The organism is Cycloclasticus pugetii PS-1, assembly GCF_000384415.1.
GTDB lineage: Bacteria > Pseudomonadota > Gammaproteobacteria > Methylococcales > Cycloclasticaceae > Cycloclasticus > Cycloclasticus pugetii.
The window spans coordinates 437,545-451,775 of record NZ_ARVU01000001.1 but is presented as its reverse complement, the minus strand read 5'-3'; the positions used below and the strand labels follow the sequence as shown (position 1 = coordinate 451,775).

General features: G+C 42.0%; 15 protein-coding genes. 5 read left to right on the top strand and 10 right to left on the bottom strand.

Translation table 11 applies throughout. The features are described from left to right. Positions 1-224: 224 nt before the first annotated feature. The 5 genes from CYCPU_RS0102265 to CYCPU_RS0102245 all read right to left on the bottom strand — a co-directional run bounded on the left by CYCPU_RS0102265 (position 225) and on the right by CYCPU_RS0102245 (position 4,223). Positions 225-833, bottom strand: a complete 609-nt coding sequence (locus tag CYCPU_RS0102265) for a protein-methionine-sulfoxide reductase heme-binding subunit MsrQ (protein WP_015005262.1) — start codon at positions 831-833, stop codon at positions 225-227. A 16-nt stretch (positions 834-849) separates the two neighbouring features. After that, complete coding sequence (gene msrP, locus CYCPU_RS0102260) at positions 850-1,818, bottom strand: protein-methionine-sulfoxide reductase catalytic subunit MsrP (protein ID WP_020161817.1); 969 nt, start codon at positions 1,816-1,818, stop codon at positions 850-852. A gap of 107 nt (positions 1,819-1,925) precedes the next feature. Then, a complete protein-coding gene (locus CYCPU_RS0102255; protein ID WP_015005260.1) occupies positions 1,926-2,363 on the bottom strand; it encodes an Hsp20/alpha crystallin family protein in 438 nt (145 codons plus the stop codon). A gap of 58 nt (positions 2,364-2,421) precedes the next feature. Further along, on the bottom strand, positions 2,422-3,750 hold the full coding sequence (locus tag CYCPU_RS0102250; protein ID WP_015005259.1) for an MFS transporter: 1,329 nt from the start codon (positions 3,748-3,750) through the stop codon (positions 2,422-2,424). Beyond that, positions 3,747-4,223, bottom strand: a complete 477-nt coding sequence (locus CYCPU_RS0102245; protein WP_015005258.1) for a luciferase domain-containing protein — start codon at positions 4,221-4,223, stop codon at positions 3,747-3,749. The genes CYCPU_RS0102250 and CYCPU_RS0102245 overlap by 4 nt, the downstream gene beginning before the upstream one ends. A 48-nt stretch (positions 4,224-4,271) precedes the next feature. Between CYCPU_RS0102245 and greB the strand changes: the two genes are divergently transcribed. From greB to CYCPU_RS0102220, 4 genes are all read left to right on the top strand, one after another. Continuing rightward, on the top strand, positions 4,272-4,766 hold the full coding sequence (gene greB / locus CYCPU_RS0102240; protein WP_015005257.1) for a transcription elongation factor GreB: 495 nt from the start codon (positions 4,272-4,274) through the stop codon (positions 4,764-4,766). Continuing rightward, positions 4,759-5,241: a YchJ family protein gene (locus tag CYCPU_RS0102235; RefSeq protein ID WP_016389880.1), complete on the top strand. Its 483-nt coding sequence runs from the start codon at positions 4,759-4,761 to the stop codon at positions 5,239-5,241. Before greB ends, CYCPU_RS0102235 begins: the two co-directional genes overlap by 8 nt. A gap of 69 nt (positions 5,242-5,310) precedes the next feature. After that, positions 5,311-6,294 (top strand): sensor domain-containing diguanylate cyclase, encoded by a 984-nt coding sequence (locus CYCPU_RS0102230; RefSeq protein ID WP_015005255.1) that lies wholly within the window; start codon positions 5,311-5,313, stop codon positions 6,292-6,294. Positions 6,295-6,509: 215 nt separating this feature from the next. Further along, complete coding sequence (locus CYCPU_RS0102220) at positions 6,510-6,716, top strand: hypothetical protein (protein WP_020161815.1); 207 nt, start codon at positions 6,510-6,512, stop codon at positions 6,714-6,716. 16 nt (positions 6,717-6,732) lie between these two features. Here CYCPU_RS0102220 and purL read toward each other — a convergent pair whose 3' ends face one another. From purL to dapA, 4 genes are read right to left on the bottom strand one after another with little or no spacing between them, the layout of a single operon-like run. After that, positions 6,733-10,590: a phosphoribosylformylglycinamidine synthase gene (purL, locus tag CYCPU_RS0102215; protein ID WP_020161814.1), complete on the bottom strand. Its 3,858-nt coding sequence runs from the start codon at positions 10,588-10,590 to the stop codon at positions 6,733-6,735. Next, positions 10,583-11,371, bottom strand: a complete 789-nt coding sequence (locus tag CYCPU_RS0102210) for an MBL fold metallo-hydrolase (protein ID WP_083923776.1) — start codon at positions 11,369-11,371, stop codon at positions 10,583-10,585. The genes purL and CYCPU_RS0102210 overlap by 8 nt, the downstream gene beginning before the upstream one ends. Further along, positions 11,368-11,976, bottom strand: a complete 609-nt coding sequence (bamC, locus tag CYCPU_RS0102205; RefSeq protein ID WP_020161812.1) for an NlpB/DapX family lipoprotein — start codon at positions 11,974-11,976, stop codon at positions 11,368-11,370. Before bamC ends, CYCPU_RS0102210 begins: the two co-directional genes overlap by 4 nt. Positions 11,977-12,011: 35 nt before the next feature. Continuing rightward, positions 12,012-12,881 (bottom strand): 4-hydroxy-tetrahydrodipicolinate synthase, encoded by an 870-nt coding sequence (dapA, locus tag CYCPU_RS0102200; protein WP_015005249.1) that lies wholly within the window; start codon positions 12,879-12,881, stop codon positions 12,012-12,014. Between the two features lie 160 nt (positions 12,882-13,041). On the opposite strand from dapA, the gene CYCPU_RS0102195 reads away from it, so the two are divergent. After that, entirely contained in the window at positions 13,042-13,515 is a 474-nt protein-coding gene (locus tag CYCPU_RS0102195; protein WP_016389886.1) for a peroxiredoxin, read from the top strand. Here CYCPU_RS0102195 and CYCPU_RS0102190 read toward each other — a convergent pair. Then, positions 13,512-14,210: a BON domain-containing protein gene (locus tag CYCPU_RS0102190; protein WP_020161811.1), complete on the bottom strand. Its 699-nt coding sequence runs from the start codon at positions 14,208-14,210 to the stop codon at positions 13,512-13,514. The genes CYCPU_RS0102195 and CYCPU_RS0102190 overlap by 4 nt on opposite strands. Positions 14,211-14,231 lie beyond the last annotated feature (21 nt).

Below are 14,231 nucleotides of genomic sequence, written 5' to 3'. Positions count from 1 at the left end.
CTCTACGTAAACTGATTATCGAGGCGCCTCCAGATAAATCATAGACAGAAAACCGTATCAATACATGTCTTTTTATTACCCAAGCATAAAGCGTTATGCCCACAAATATTGCAACCTTCTATACAAATTAAAGTGCCTAAAATAAATAAACGACGTTTTTAATACCACAAAGTACCCAAGCACCTTAATGCTAAAGTCAGTAATCTCTACGAAGCTATTGCCGCTTAAAGCTTATTAATTTTTTTATTCGTTAAGTAACGAAATAATAATAAGACTGCTAACAAGACAGCGTAAATAAATGGTTCTGTATCATCTAGTTTTGTTAACCAAAAGAAATGTACAACACCCATTACCGCTATCAAATAAAGGCTTCTATGTAACTCAACCCAGCGCTTACCCAACCGACGCATCATGCCTTTGGTGGAGGTTATCGCAAGTGGTATTAGCATTAAGTAGGCCAACAAGCCCAGCATAATGTACGGGCTTTCTGGTATATCCTCTAGCATATGCTCAACCCTTAATGATTGATCTAAAACCAGCCAAACAGCCAGGTGCAAACTGGCATAAAAGAACGCAAATAAACCAAACATTCGTCGAAAACGTATTGGCAAAGAAACGTTAAATGCCCGTTGTAGTGGTGACATTAGCAAGGTAATTAATAAAAACCTTAACGCCCAATCTCCTGTTCTAACATGCAAGGTCTTGATTGGATCAGCGCCTAATAAATCATTAAACCCATCCCATATAATCAATAAAAATGGAATTAAGCAGGTATTAAAAACTATCGTTTTTAATAGCCTTATCTGCTGTTTTGAAGCTTTCTTTCTTAGCATTTTAATTATAGTTTTTTTAAAAAAACTGGCGAAGGTTCATCCCTTTATACAAATAAGCCACGTGCTCACCATAACCATTGAATAGTTCGGTATCACGCTTGGGCGTAAACAATGACGCGCCAATCACCCTTTCTCTACGTTGACTCCATCTTGGATGAGGAACATCCGGGTTAACATTAGCGTAAAAGCCATATTCATTTTTTGCTGATTCATTCCATGATGTTTTGGGCATCTGTTCTGTAAATTTAATTTTGACGATCGATTTAATACTCTTAAAACCATATTTCCAAGGCACTATTAAGCGCAACGGTGCACCGTTTTGATTGGGCATTTCTTCACCATACAAACCGGTGGCCATCAGTGAAAGCGGGTTCATTGCTTCGTCCATTCGTAACCCTTCTACATATGGCCATTTTAGAATACGGCTTTTTTGCCCTGGCATTTGCTTAGGATCATACAGCGTTGTAAATTCAACATATTTCGCTTTTGACGTGGGTTCCATCTGCCTAATCAATTCAGCTAATGAAAAGCCAATCCATGGCACCACCATTGACCATGCCTCTACACATCGTAGGCGATAAATACGCTCTTCGAGTTGTTGCTGCTTAAGAATATCTTCTAAATTGTAAACTCCTGGTTTAGCCACCTCGCCTTCAATTGTTAAGCTCCAAGGTTTTGTTTTCAATAGATGTGCTCTTAATGCTGGGTCGCTCTTTGCTGTCCCAAATTCATAAAAATTATTGTAGCCGGTCACATATTCATAAGGTGTTAGTTTTTCTTTCAATGAAAACTGGCTAGTCACATAATTTTCAATTTTATTACCAGCCCATAAGGCATCAGGCGCTAAAGCACCCGCTACCATAAATCCTGAACTACGCGTTAGAAATTGTCGTCGAGAAGCGGATATGAGTGCACGACTTTTATCAAAATCAGCCTTCGGAGTAACATCATTATCGGTAAGAGATGTCAATTTTTTAATACCCATGAGAGTCCTTTTCTTATACCTCAACACTATAGACCCTATCGTACCGTAAAACCTTTCAGACAAAAAAACGGGGCCAAGGCCCCGTTGTTAACATAAGACTATGTCATTTAATTATCTTTATCATTAACCTTTATACGTTTTGGCAATACCGCCGGCTTCTTTGGAATTATTAATTCAAGAACACCTTTTTCATAATTTGCGCTCACTTTATTTTCATCGGTTGTATCGGGTAATACAAAACGTCGATAAAAAGTACCATTGAAACGCTCTACACGTTTATAGCCATCTTTCTCTTCTTTTGATTCACTAGAACGTTCACCTCGTACGGTTAAAATGCCATCCTCCATTGTCACATCAATCTCGTGTGGGTCTACACCCGGCACATCAGCGTGAAGAACAAAGCGATCATCTTCTTCTTTAATATCCACTGCTGGTGTCCAAGTTGATGTTGAAGAAACACTGTCTTCATCATCTGAAAACCTGCGACTTAAATCGTTTCCATAACGCCCTAAAAGGTTCCATGGTTCATATCTTGCAATTGCCATATCAATTCTCCTATTTAAGTTGTTTACAGTATTTAAATAGGGAGGCATGAACATTTTTTCAAGACTTATCTTGCACTTTTTCGTGGTTTTTAATAAAGAAAAGTGCTGTTGCCGTGACAAAACAGAACGAACCAAACACAATAAAGTTCACATCTAAACCAAACGATGCGGCGACTAAAGCACCCGCTAATAACGGACCGACAATAGACCCGATCCGTCCAATGCCTAAGGCCCAACCTACCCCAGTAGAACGAATATGTGTTGGGTACATATAGCTGCTCAGTGCATTCAAACTGACCTGCCCACCCACAACAAAAAAGCCAGCAAAGAAGGACAAAATCATCACCATATTAATCGATGAACCAAATTGGCCTACAGCCATCATACTGAACCCAGCCAATACAAAACAAACCACCAAGACCCTCTTAGAGCCCCAGTAAGATATAAATTTAGCTAAAATAAAAGGCGAGATGGCACCGCCAATATTTAAAACAATGACTGTTTTTGTAGCTTCACTTAGCTGATAGCCCGCCTCAACCAGTAGCGTTGGAATCCAGCTATATAGGAAATAAGCCACCAGTAAATTAAAGAAAAAGACCACCCATATTAACAAGGTGTCTGCCTGCCTTCTTTCCATAAATAACGCCTTAACAGGAAAGTGCTTTTCCACTGGGTGATGATAAAACACGCTGTTAGATGGAACCTCTCGCCTACTCTCTATTTTTTGGGCAATCTTACAAAGCAACTTATCATTATCGTTATCATGCTCCACTAAAAACCGAGGTGACTCAGGTAAATATAGAATTAACACGGGAACCAATAGCAGGGGCAAAACTCCACCTACGTAGAACAATGACGCCCAACCATAAGCCGGAATAATTTCTGAAGCAATTATTCCGCCGCTTATACCACCAATCGGCATGCCCAGAAATATCACTGCTATGGCAATGTTTCTATACCGTGTTGATACATATTCAGTCATCAATGCCATAGCATTTGGCAAAGCACCACCAAGTCCAAGACCGGTGAGGAAACGCAACAATACAAGTTCGTTATAGGTTTCTATAAAACCCGTCAACAAGGTACACAAACCAAACATACAAACGCTGGAAATAACCGCATTACGACGGCCAAACTTATCGCCAACCGGGCCTAATATTAATGCCCCCAACATCATACCGAACAACCCTGCCGCAAAGACATAACCCAAGTCGCTGTTAGCTATCTCTAACGCCTTACTAAGGTCTGGCGCAGCAAACGCGATGGCTAACACGTCAAAACCATCAAAAATAATGATCAAGGCACAAAAAAGCATCACTAATTGCTGAAATTTACCTAGCGGGTTTTCTTCGATAATAGCGCTCATATCTAATGGTTTTTGATTCATAATGCTGTCCCCTTTGTTGTTTTAGCGTTCTTCAATGACGCATTTACGATCTTCATGACGGTATCTATTTCTTCTATATCTCTTGGCGCATAAACGAGCGCTATGGTTTCTGGAATAGGCCCCTTACCTGCTAATGGGTGTCGTTCACCCCATTGTTTATCAATCACTGTTTTAAAATCTTCTTCGGATAGCGCCATATGTAGACTACCATCATACGCCGGATGAATATGTGCAAATTCTCGCTCGATCATAAACCCATTCGTACAATTACATGGCTCACCTTCTTCTAGCCATAGCGCTTCAGCACCGGGCACAGAAATAATACTCGGACGACGACTCACCTTATCAAAATGAAATAATTTCTCTTTAAATAATTGATGGCATTCAACACTTGGGTTTTGCGTTAATTGCTCATGCGGATTAGTATTAGTCGTTTCAGGGCGTTCGCCCTCACGGGTTGATATCTGCAACATATTTTGCCTTATAATCTAATTCAAAAACTAACTAGCTTACACTAATATATGAGTCGTTATCGACCTCCTTCACCACCGAAATCTGCCTATATTACCAAAAAAGGCTTTGAACGCTTACAAGCCGAAGAAAAGGATTTGTGGCTAAAGCGTCGCAGCGTTGTCGCAGCTTTATCAGCCGCAGCCGCCGAGGGTGATCGCTCTGAAAATGCTGAATATATTTACCGCAAAAAAGAACTGCGTGAAATCGACCGACGTATCCGATATTTACAAAAACGCCTGCCCATTCTTAACGTTATTCATGAAAAACCAAGCAACTTAGACAGCGTATTTTTTTCCAGTATTGTTACCCTAGAAGACCTTGATGGCGAAGAAAAAACTTATCGCATTGTAGGCCCAGACGAACTGGATCACCAACCCCACTACATCAGTATGGACTCCCCAGTTGCCAAGGCTTTATTCAAGAAACAACTCGATGATGAAGTGACCGTTACCACACCTGCTGGCAAAATAACCTACATGATTACTAGCATCGATTATGAATAATTCTTTATGCCCTTGCGGTTCGGGTCGATTGTACTCACAGTGCTGCGCTCTTTTTATAACCGCATCATTAATGCCTGAAACAGCTGAACAATTGATGCGTTCAAGGTTTACTGCTTTCTATTTCAACGAACACCCATATTTAGTCAATACGCATCATCCAAGCCAACGCGAAGCCAATGAATTAACAAGCTTACAAAACAGCCAAGAAACAAGCCATTGGATTAAGTTAATCATCCATCAAGTAAAACACGGTGATAAGCAACACCAAACGGGCCAAGTTGAATTTTCTGCTTTTTTTAACGAAAACAATGAATTTTTTGAGTTACGCGAAAAGTCACGATTTATTAGAGAACAAGACCAGTGGTATTACCTTGATGGAGAGCCCAACATTTACCGCACCAACCTTAAGCTAAAAAGAAATGATCTATGTTGGTGTCAAAGTGGCAAAAAATTTAAACACTGTCACGCATTATAAAAAATTCATTTCTCTTGATTCTTCAGTCAATCAGCGCATAATCAGCATATATGTTTACTACCATGAATAATGAGTACTCATCCTGACAAAGGCTTAACAACGAGCCATGAGAACTTATTTACGTTCCATCTGCTCGATAGTATTACTATTCCCACTTTTGCCATTAACACCCAGCACGAAATAACACACTGGAATAAAGCACTTGAGAAAGCCACCGGCTTTCTAGCTGTCGATATGATTGGCACTAAAAAACAATGGAAACCGTTTTACCCAAACCCTCGGCCAACATTGTCAGACCTTATTATTGAAGGCGCAAAGGATGAGTCCGTTGAGCGTTTCTATACCAATAAATATCATCGGTCTAACGTGTTAGACAATGCTTTTGAAGCTGAAGATTTTTTTCCAACCATAGGCTCCGGTGAATGGTTACTTTTTTCTGCGGCGCCCATATTAAATGCCAACCACGATATTATTGGAGCCGTTGAAACACTGATTAATATTAGTGAGCAAAAACACAGTGAAAAAAGACTTTTCGATAACCAACAAAAATACCGAGAACTCAGCACGCTGGACGATTTAACTCAACTGTATAACGCACGACATTTCTTTTCAGAATTTAACAGCGAGGTCAGTCGTTGCGATAGGTATCGACAGGTTTTATCCATCTGCATGTTAGATTTAGACGACTTCAAACAGGTTAATGATACCTATGGTCACCAGTTTGGCAATACTGTGCTAACAGGCTTTGCAGACATCATCAAAGAAAACATTCGTCACGTCGATGTAGCCTTTCGTTATGGTGGTGAGGAGTTTGTTATTTTATTCCCCTTTGTTATTGCAAATAAAGCAGCGATTGCCGTTAAAAAAATTCGCACCCAGCTAGCACAGAAAAACTTTGTAACTGACGAAGGCAAAACCGTTAACATCACGGTAAGTGCAGGCGTTGCTACCTACCTAACAAAAGAGGGCGCTAACAGTTTTATTAAACGAGCAGACAAGGCTATGTATCAAGCTAAAGAAAATGGTAAAAATCAAGTTGTTATTGCCAAATAAGCAACTCACTTCATTACTCTACGTCGCTATGATTAAACACATCGTTTTATACTCCTTACGCTATGTTGAAACAGCGCAAACAAAAGAAAACTTTAAAACTGAAACCGCAATTAAACGTTATGTTATACAGCATTCTCTGAGCATCAAACGCTTAGCCCTTTTATCAGCTAACTATCACTCGCCCCTAAAGCCATTAATAATGAAACTGACTAACAATGAATACTGACGACTTTGGCTTATGGGCTATGCTGGCCTTTTGGGGTAGCGCCATTGGCGGTATATTTTTAGCTATTCAATGGGCCAGCAAGAAAGGCAAAAAAAGCCCCGCCCCACGTGATGTGATGATTAAATCACTCGACAAGCGGCTAGCTGAAGGTGAAATAACTACAGAAGAACATCAACGGCGAATCAATGAATTATGAGCGTTTAAAGCGGTTTTTACCCTACCCACTTTCTCGCATTTCTAAACATTCTTAACCACGCGCCATCCTCACCCCACTCTTCTGGTGACCAGCTATTTTGTACGGTTCTAAAGCAACGTTCTGGATGCGGCATCATAATTGTAAAACGGCCATCATCTGTTGTTAGCCCGGTAATGCCTTGCACTGACCCATTTGGGTTAAAGGGGAACTGCTCTGTCACGTCACCATCATGATCAATATAACGCAACGCCACATGGCCTTGCTCATCAGCCTTAGTATATTCTACCCGACCTTCACCATGCGCCACGGCTACAGGCATTTGTGAACCTTCCATACCCGATAATAAAACAGAAGGTGATGGTTGAATTTCTACCATCGCTACTCGCGCTTCAAATTGCTCAGACTCATTTCTAACAAAATGTGGCCATGCTTGCGCACCGGGAATCAATTCACGCAAATTCGACAACATTTGACAGCCATTACACACACCTAAGCCAAACGTATCGCTACGGTTAAAGAAGTCACTGAAGGTTTGACGTGCATGCTCGTTAAATAAAATAGATTTAGCCCAGCCTTCCCCAGCACCTAAAACATCACCATAAGAAAACCCACCACACGCTGCCAACCCTACAAACTCTGCAAGGTCACGTTGACCCAAAATCAATTCACTCATGTGAACATCAACAGATTCAAAACCAGCTTTATCAAAGGCAGCCGCCATTTCAACATGACCATTCACGCCTTGTTCTCGTAGTATAGCCACTTTTGGTCGAGCCTTAGTTGCTGTTAACTCGGCAACGATGTTTTCTCTTGGATCAAAACTTAATTCACTAAATAAGCCCTTATCCGCATTATTGGCAATTCGCTCAAACTCTTGTTGAGCACAGCTTGGGTTATCCCTTAATGCCTGAAGTTTATAGGATGTTTCTGACCATGCCTGTTGCAACTTCGCCCGCGACTCTTCAAAAACGGTCTCCCCGTTTTGCGTAACAATGATACGTTGAAATGTATACGCCGTACCAATAACACTGACGCAATCTGCCAATCCTTGTTTATTAAAGGCGTCTATTACTGAAGCTTCATCTGTTTTGGATACTTGAATAACAGCGCCAAGCTCTTCATTAAACAGGCTGCTAAGTAGATCGCCTTCAATATCAATAATAGCCCCACAGCGACCAGCAAATGTCATTTCACATAAGGTTGCCCATACACCACCATCCGAACGATCATGGTAGGCCATCAGCTGACCCTTTTCATTAAGTTGCTGAACCGTATTGAAGAAGGCTTTAAATGCTTTAGCATCATCTAAATCGGGCACCGATTCACCCATCATCTGCTGGGTTTGCGCTAACACCGAGCCACCCATACGGTTTTTACCTGCACCCAAATCAATCAAAATTAAACTGTTATCAATATCTGTTTTTAACTCAGGGGTCAGTGTTTTACGTACATCGTTTACTGGTGAAAAAGCCGTAATAATTAACGATAGTGGTGAGCTGACGACTTTTTCTGCCGCATCTTCTTTCCATGCCATTTTCATCGACATTGAATCTTTACCCACTGGAATGGCTAAACCCAAGGCTGGGCACAGTTCCATACCAACGCTTTTTACCGTATCAAATAATGCTGCATCTTCACCTGCTTCACCACAAGCAGCCATCCAATTGGCTGACAAACAAACTTCATCTAAACCACGAATATTTGAGGCTGCAAGGTTAGTTAAGGCTTCACCAATGGCCATGCGCCCCGATGCAGGCCCATCGATAACGGCCAACGGAGTTCGTTCGCCTAACGCCATAGCTTCGCCCGTGTAATGATTAAATCCACTCGTTGTGACCGCCACATCAGCCACTGGAATTTGCCACGGCCCGACCATTTGATCACGTGCAACCAGCCCCGTTACTGAACGGTCTCCAATATGAATAAGGAATGATTTATCAGCAACCGCCGGAAAGCGTAAAACTTGATATGCCGCCGTTTTTAGGTCAATTGTGCTTGCATCATAAGCCGGCACATTACATTGAATATGCTCAACCGAGCGTTCCATTTTGGGCGGTTTGCCAAATAATAATGACATCGGCAAATCAATTGGTCGGTTATTAAACAAGCGATCATTAAGAACTAATTGCTCTTCTTGAGTTGCTTCACCAATGTGCGCGTACAAACAACGTTCTCGTGCACATAATGCTTTAAATTCTTCTAACCGATCTGCCTTTAGCGCAATAACATAACGTTCTTGCGATTCATTACACCAAATTTGCATCGGCGATAAACTGCTATCTGCACATAAGATATCACGCAATTCAAAGCGACCACCCAAATCACAATCATGAATGATTTCTGGTACCGCGTTAGATAAACCACCTGCACCTACATCATGAATAGAAATAATGGGGGTTTTTTCGCCCATCGCATTACACGCTTCTATCACCTCTTGGCAACGGCGCTGCATTTCTGGGTTTTCTCGTTGCACGGATGCAAAGTCTAAGGCCTCAGAACCTTCGCTGGAGGTTTGTGATGACGCCGCACCGCCTCCCAAACCAATCAACATCGATGGACCACCCAATACTATAATCGGTGAGCCCGGTTCTATTTTTTGCTTTAAAGCATGCATCGGACGGACTGAACCAACACCACCTGCAAGCATAATTGGTTTGTGATAACCACGCGCTTTTAGGCTGTTTTCATTTGGTACATTTTGTTCAAAGGTACGGAAATAACCGGTTAAATTTGGACGCCCAAATTCATTATTAAACGCCGCCCCGCCGAGTGGGCCTTCCAACATAATTTCAAGCGCTGAAGCAATCCTCTCTGACTTGCCAATGCTTTGCTCCCATGGTTGTGAAAACTCAGGAATATTTAGGTGTGATACGGTAAAACCCGTTAGACCCGCTTTAGTGCGTGAGCCTCGCCCAGTCGCCCCTTCGTCACGAATTTCACCGCCAGAACCTGTTGCCGCACCAGGGTAAGGCGAAATGGCTGTTGGGTGATTATGCGTTTCTACTTTCATGAGATACGGCACATGCTCTTCAACAAACTGATATGAACGACTTTCAGGGTCACGAATCATCACATCTGCGTCACTACCCTCTGCTACCGCAGCATTGTCGCTGTATTTAGAAATAATGCCTTTTGGGCTGTGCTTGGCCGTATTTTTTATCATACCGAACAAGGTTTCTTCTTGTTCATCACCATCTATCGTCCAATCTGCATTGAAAATTTTATGTCGACAGTGCTCCGAGTTTGCCTGAGCAAACATCATCAATTCAATGTCATTAGGGTTTCGACCTAGGGCCGTGAAATTGTCAACCAAATAATCAATTTCATCGCTTGATAAAGCCAACCCCATTGTTTTGTTAGCCGCTACTAAGGCCTGCTTACCTTCTGACAAGATATCAACCGATGCCAAGGTGCCGGGTTCTGCATGAGCAAACATATCATCTGCCCGCTCCCCTTGTTTTAAAACCCGCTCTGTCATCCTGTCATGAAGTTGCTCAGCGACTTGAGCGAGTTGCTGCTCGTTAAGGTCACCTTGCACATAATACGCAACACCTCGCTCAAGTCTCTTGACTTGATCCAATCCACAATGTTGTGCAATATCGGTGGCCTTACTAGACCATGGTGATAACGTATTCGCGCGTGGCACAACCAATAAACGTTCACCCACGTGTTCAACCCCGTCACTCTTGGGTCCGTATGTTAAAACACGCGTTAACGTTTCTAGCTCACTATTCGATAGTGTCTGTTCAATATCAACAAAATGAATAAATTCCGCACTAATATCAGTGATGTGTGGAACAGATTGTCTGATTTTTGTTAAGAGTCGTTGTTTACGAAAAGCAGATAGTGCTGTGCTGCCAATAAGTTCAAGCATGTAGAGTCTCGTTACTTTTAATGTTTGTTGTTAGGTTGCGCCAAGCCATACCCATCTCTTGATCAATCACTTCTAACCAAGCTCGGTCGCATTGTATCGCCTTGCTCACGCTATCTAAAACGAGATCATGGCTATTGTTCTTTTCACTGACGTGAGCCAGTACTAAATGTTGTAATGTCGCTGTATTCAGGTGCTGTAATAATTCAACCGCTTGTTGATTATCCAAATGCCCCCAATCACCCATCACCCGCTGTTTAAGCGACTCTGGGTAGACACCATTCAACAGCATCTCCCGGTCATAATTACATTCAAGTATCAAGGCGTCGCAGTCATTCAACACATCAACCATATGCTGGGTTATCGACCCCGTATCGGTCATAACACCGAGTTTCAAATGATTCGATTTAAAAACAAATTGTGTCGGCTCGCGTGCATCGTGCGGCACTAAAATAGGTTCGACTGAAACATTCCCTAATTCAAAGGGTTTATGACTATTAAAGCACTGTACTGAGTCAATATTTTTCATCATCGCCGCGGTGCCATAACTGGCCCAAACAGGGATATTGTAACGACGAGCGTATCGAGCAACACCGCCCACGTGATCGCCGTGTTCATGCGTTACAAGAATAGCGCTAACATCACTACCAGCAACGCCTAAGCGTTGCATCCGTTTATCAGTTTCCTTGATAGAAAACCCGTTATCAATCATCAACAAGGTCTCGTCAAACTGGACGAGCGTTGAATTCCCTCGGCTGCCGCTGCCTAGGGAGGCAAACCTCACGGTGCTAACTGGGCTAATAAATCAGTCAATAGTGTTTGAGAGGTAGCGTTATCAATACGATTTCTTTCTTCATCTAAAACACGCACTGTGATGCCATTTTCGGCTCGTTGTAACTCAACCACATACACATCAGTCTCTGCTTTCTTCCAAAAAGAAAGACTAGACAACATACTGCTCGAACCACTATTTTTTGCAATATTCAAATAAACCAAACTCGTTTGGCGATTCTTGTCTTCTATGTCGTAGTTTTTCTCTTCTAACGCAGAGATCGTTTTACGCCAAGCATTTCGTAAACTATCGCGCACAAGTAAATGACTATCCACCCCATCTTGTATTAATTCAGCGCTGGGTTGACTCTCGTTTAGCGGCGTTGTTTGAACAACATTGCTATACGCTGAGGGACTAACATCATTATTGTTTACACCACCATCATATTCATCCTTAATCACGCTGCCCGATAAGTCAGGCGGCACTTCAAGCGAAGGCAGTTCGTGCGCTCGCTTATACGCTTCTCGTTGATCAACAAACACTTCATCGACTGAAGGCATCATGCCGCATGCACTTAAAACAGCCATTAACATTGCTATTAAAATCAATTTAACCATTACGTTTATCTTCATTATTTTAATTTTTAATACGTTTATTGAGCAGCCAGCATCGCTTTTTTAACAACCTCTTCACATTCTGGACTTAACCAAGTCATCGGCAAACGGATACCTTTTTTGATAAGGCCCATTTCACTCACAGCCCACTTCACTGGGATCGGGCTCGACTGAACAAATAAATCACGATGTAAGGGTTGAAGCGTGGCATCTATTGCTTTTGCAGCCTCGGCATCACCAGCTAATGCTTTCATACACATTTGGTGGTTTTTTGCTGGTGCGACATTACCTGTAACTGTAATAGAGCCCTTTGCGCCCATTAAAATTAACTCACATGAGGTCGCATCGTCGCCAGAATAAACTGCAAAATTTTCATCACTTAAATCAATTAATGCTTGCCCAATGGCCATGTCACCCGTAGCGTCCTTAACCCCTATTATATTGGGGATATTTTTTAATTTAGCCACCGTTTCAGGCAACATATCACAGGCAGTTCTGCCCGGTACATTATATAAAATTTGTGGAATATCTACCGCTTCTGCAATCGCTTTAAAATGCAACACCAAGCCCTCTTGTGTTGGCTTATTATAATAAGGCGTTACTAATAAACAGGCGTCCGCCCCTGCCTGCGCGGCGCAACGTGTCAAGTCGATCGCTTCGGTTGTTGAATTTGCACCGGTGCCAGCAATAACAGGAATACGACCGGCTGCAATACGGACTACCTGACGAATAAAGTGACAATGCTCTTTTTCATTCAAGGTCGCTGATTCACCGGTTGTACCCATCGCCACAAGGGCATCGCTACCCTGTTCGATGTGAAATTCAACCAATTTATTTAAACTCTCTTCGTCAAGCGACCCATCTGCATGCATGGGGGTGACGAGTGCAACAATACTGCCTTGAAACATAGTTGAATCCAATTTAAACGGAAATTTAACGACTATCTTAAAGACCTTTCTTTAAGATAGTCTCGATCAGCAGGATATTATACATACATCAATGCTACAACTAAAAAACAGTCTGCTAAAATACTTCCAATTTCAATAAATTTTTATAAGGTTATTAATCATGGACACCGTAACACTTAATCAAACCGTTCCTGAATTTTCTTGCACCACAACAGCTGACGAATCATTAACGCTGAGCAGCTTGGCAGGTAAAAACATCGTCATTTATTTTTACCCTAAAGACAACACACCTGGCTGCACACAAGAAGGGCAAGATTTTCGTGATCACTACGAAGAATTTCAAGCGGCCAACACCGAAATTTTTGGTGTTTCACGCGATTCCGTCCGCGTTCATACCGGCTTTAAAACAAAACACAACTTTCCATTCGAGTTGATCAGCGACCCTGATGAGTCTTTATGCAAATTATTTGACGTAATTAAGCTAAAAAAATTATACGGCAAAGAGCACATGGGTATCGAACGCAGCACGTTCATCATTAATGCCGACGGCGTACTCACTCACGAGTGGCGTAAAGTTAAAGTCAAAGAACATGTCACCGAGGTCTTAGACGCTGTAAAGGCTTTAAATACTTAAAACCGAAACAACGGAACGACTTTTTCTACTCCAGCCATGTCATTCACAAACCGCGTTGCTTGCTGCGCGGTTGATTGGCTTAACTGGTCACCCAATAGGTATACATAGCCGTCGGACACCACCACTTTAATTGTTTCTGCTTTATCAATAATCGATGCATGCAAAAGCTTATTAACAATGCTGGCGCGAAGTAGATCATCGTCACTTCGAGCCACTTCGCTAATTGGCGTGGACACCCTCACCTCATTATAGAAACGATTCACCGTACTACACTCTTGTGCCGTTTTTAAATTAAAACGACGACGATCGTTCGCGGCCATTTTAGATGCTTTCTCGCCACATACTTGGGCATTCGAAGGTTCCACATGGTTAACATCGCCTTGTGTCCATTGTAAATGTGCCTCGGACAACACCACGCTCAACACCTTATTTTTTATTTCTTCTGTCGCTGCTTGACCGGCAATTAATACCGAATTTCGATTACGTGACACAACAATATGCGCTCCTTGACGCAAAGTTTTATTACGTAATAATGCCGAATCTACTTTAAATTCAAACGCAGCATCCTTTAATTGACCCTCTATTCCTGTCGCATTATCTTCAAAAAGACGGTCAGAAATATCTGATAATTCAAATGCATGCACCGTTGTGGCAGCAAATAATGATGTGCAAAAAGCAAGTTGGAGCAATTTCATGAGGATCCTTTTTAAAATTAA

What these genes read in the sequence shown, in the direction of transcription:
- CYCPU_RS0102230 (WP_015005255.1), top strand. Translation starts at nt 5,311, where the DNA reads ATGAGTACTCATCCTGACAAAGGCTTAACAACGAGCCATGAGAACTTA.
- CYCPU_RS0102245 (WP_015005258.1), bottom strand. Translation starts at nt 4,223, where the DNA reads ATGTTGCAGATATCAACCCGTGAGGGCGAACGCCCTGAAACGACTAAT.
- CYCPU_RS0102250 (WP_015005259.1), bottom strand. Translation starts at nt 3,750, where the DNA reads ATGAATCAAAAACCATTAGATATGAGCGCTATTATCGAAGAAAACCCG.
- bamC (WP_020161812.1), bottom strand. Translation starts at nt 11,976, where the DNA reads ATGGTTAAATTGATTTTAATAGCAATGTTAATGGCTGTTTTAAGTGCA.
- CYCPU_RS0102255 (WP_015005260.1), bottom strand. Translation starts at nt 2,363, where the DNA reads ATGGCAATTGCAAGATATGAACCATGGAACCTTTTAGGGCGTTATGGA.
- CYCPU_RS0102235 (WP_016389880.1), top strand. Translation starts at nt 4,759, where the DNA reads ATGAATAATTCTTTATGCCCTTGCGGTTCGGGTCGATTGTACTCACAG.
- dapA (WP_015005249.1), bottom strand. Translation starts at nt 12,881, where the DNA reads ATGTTTCAAGGCAGTATTGTTGCACTCGTCACCCCCATGCATGCAGAT.
- CYCPU_RS0102265 (WP_015005262.1), bottom strand. Translation starts at nt 833, where the DNA reads ATGCTAAGAAAGAAAGCTTCAAAACAGCAGATAAGGCTATTAAAAACG.
- CYCPU_RS0102195 (WP_016389886.1), top strand. Translation starts at nt 13,042, where the DNA reads ATGGACACCGTAACACTTAATCAAACCGTTCCTGAATTTTCTTGCACC.
- CYCPU_RS0102190 (WP_020161811.1), bottom strand. Translation starts at nt 14,210, where the DNA reads ATGAAATTGCTCCAACTTGCTTTTTGCACATCATTATTTGCTGCCACA.
- greB (WP_015005257.1), top strand. Translation starts at nt 4,272, where the DNA reads ATGAGTCGTTATCGACCTCCTTCACCACCGAAATCTGCCTATATTACC.
- CYCPU_RS0102220 (WP_020161815.1), top strand. Translation starts at nt 6,510, where the DNA reads ATGAATACTGACGACTTTGGCTTATGGGCTATGCTGGCCTTTTGGGGT.
- purL (WP_020161814.1), bottom strand. Translation starts at nt 10,590, where the DNA reads ATGCTTGAACTTATTGGCAGCACAGCACTATCTGCTTTTCGTAAACAA.
- msrP (WP_020161817.1), bottom strand. Translation starts at nt 1,818, where the DNA reads ATGGGTATTAAAAAATTGACATCTCTTACCGATAATGATGTTACTCCG.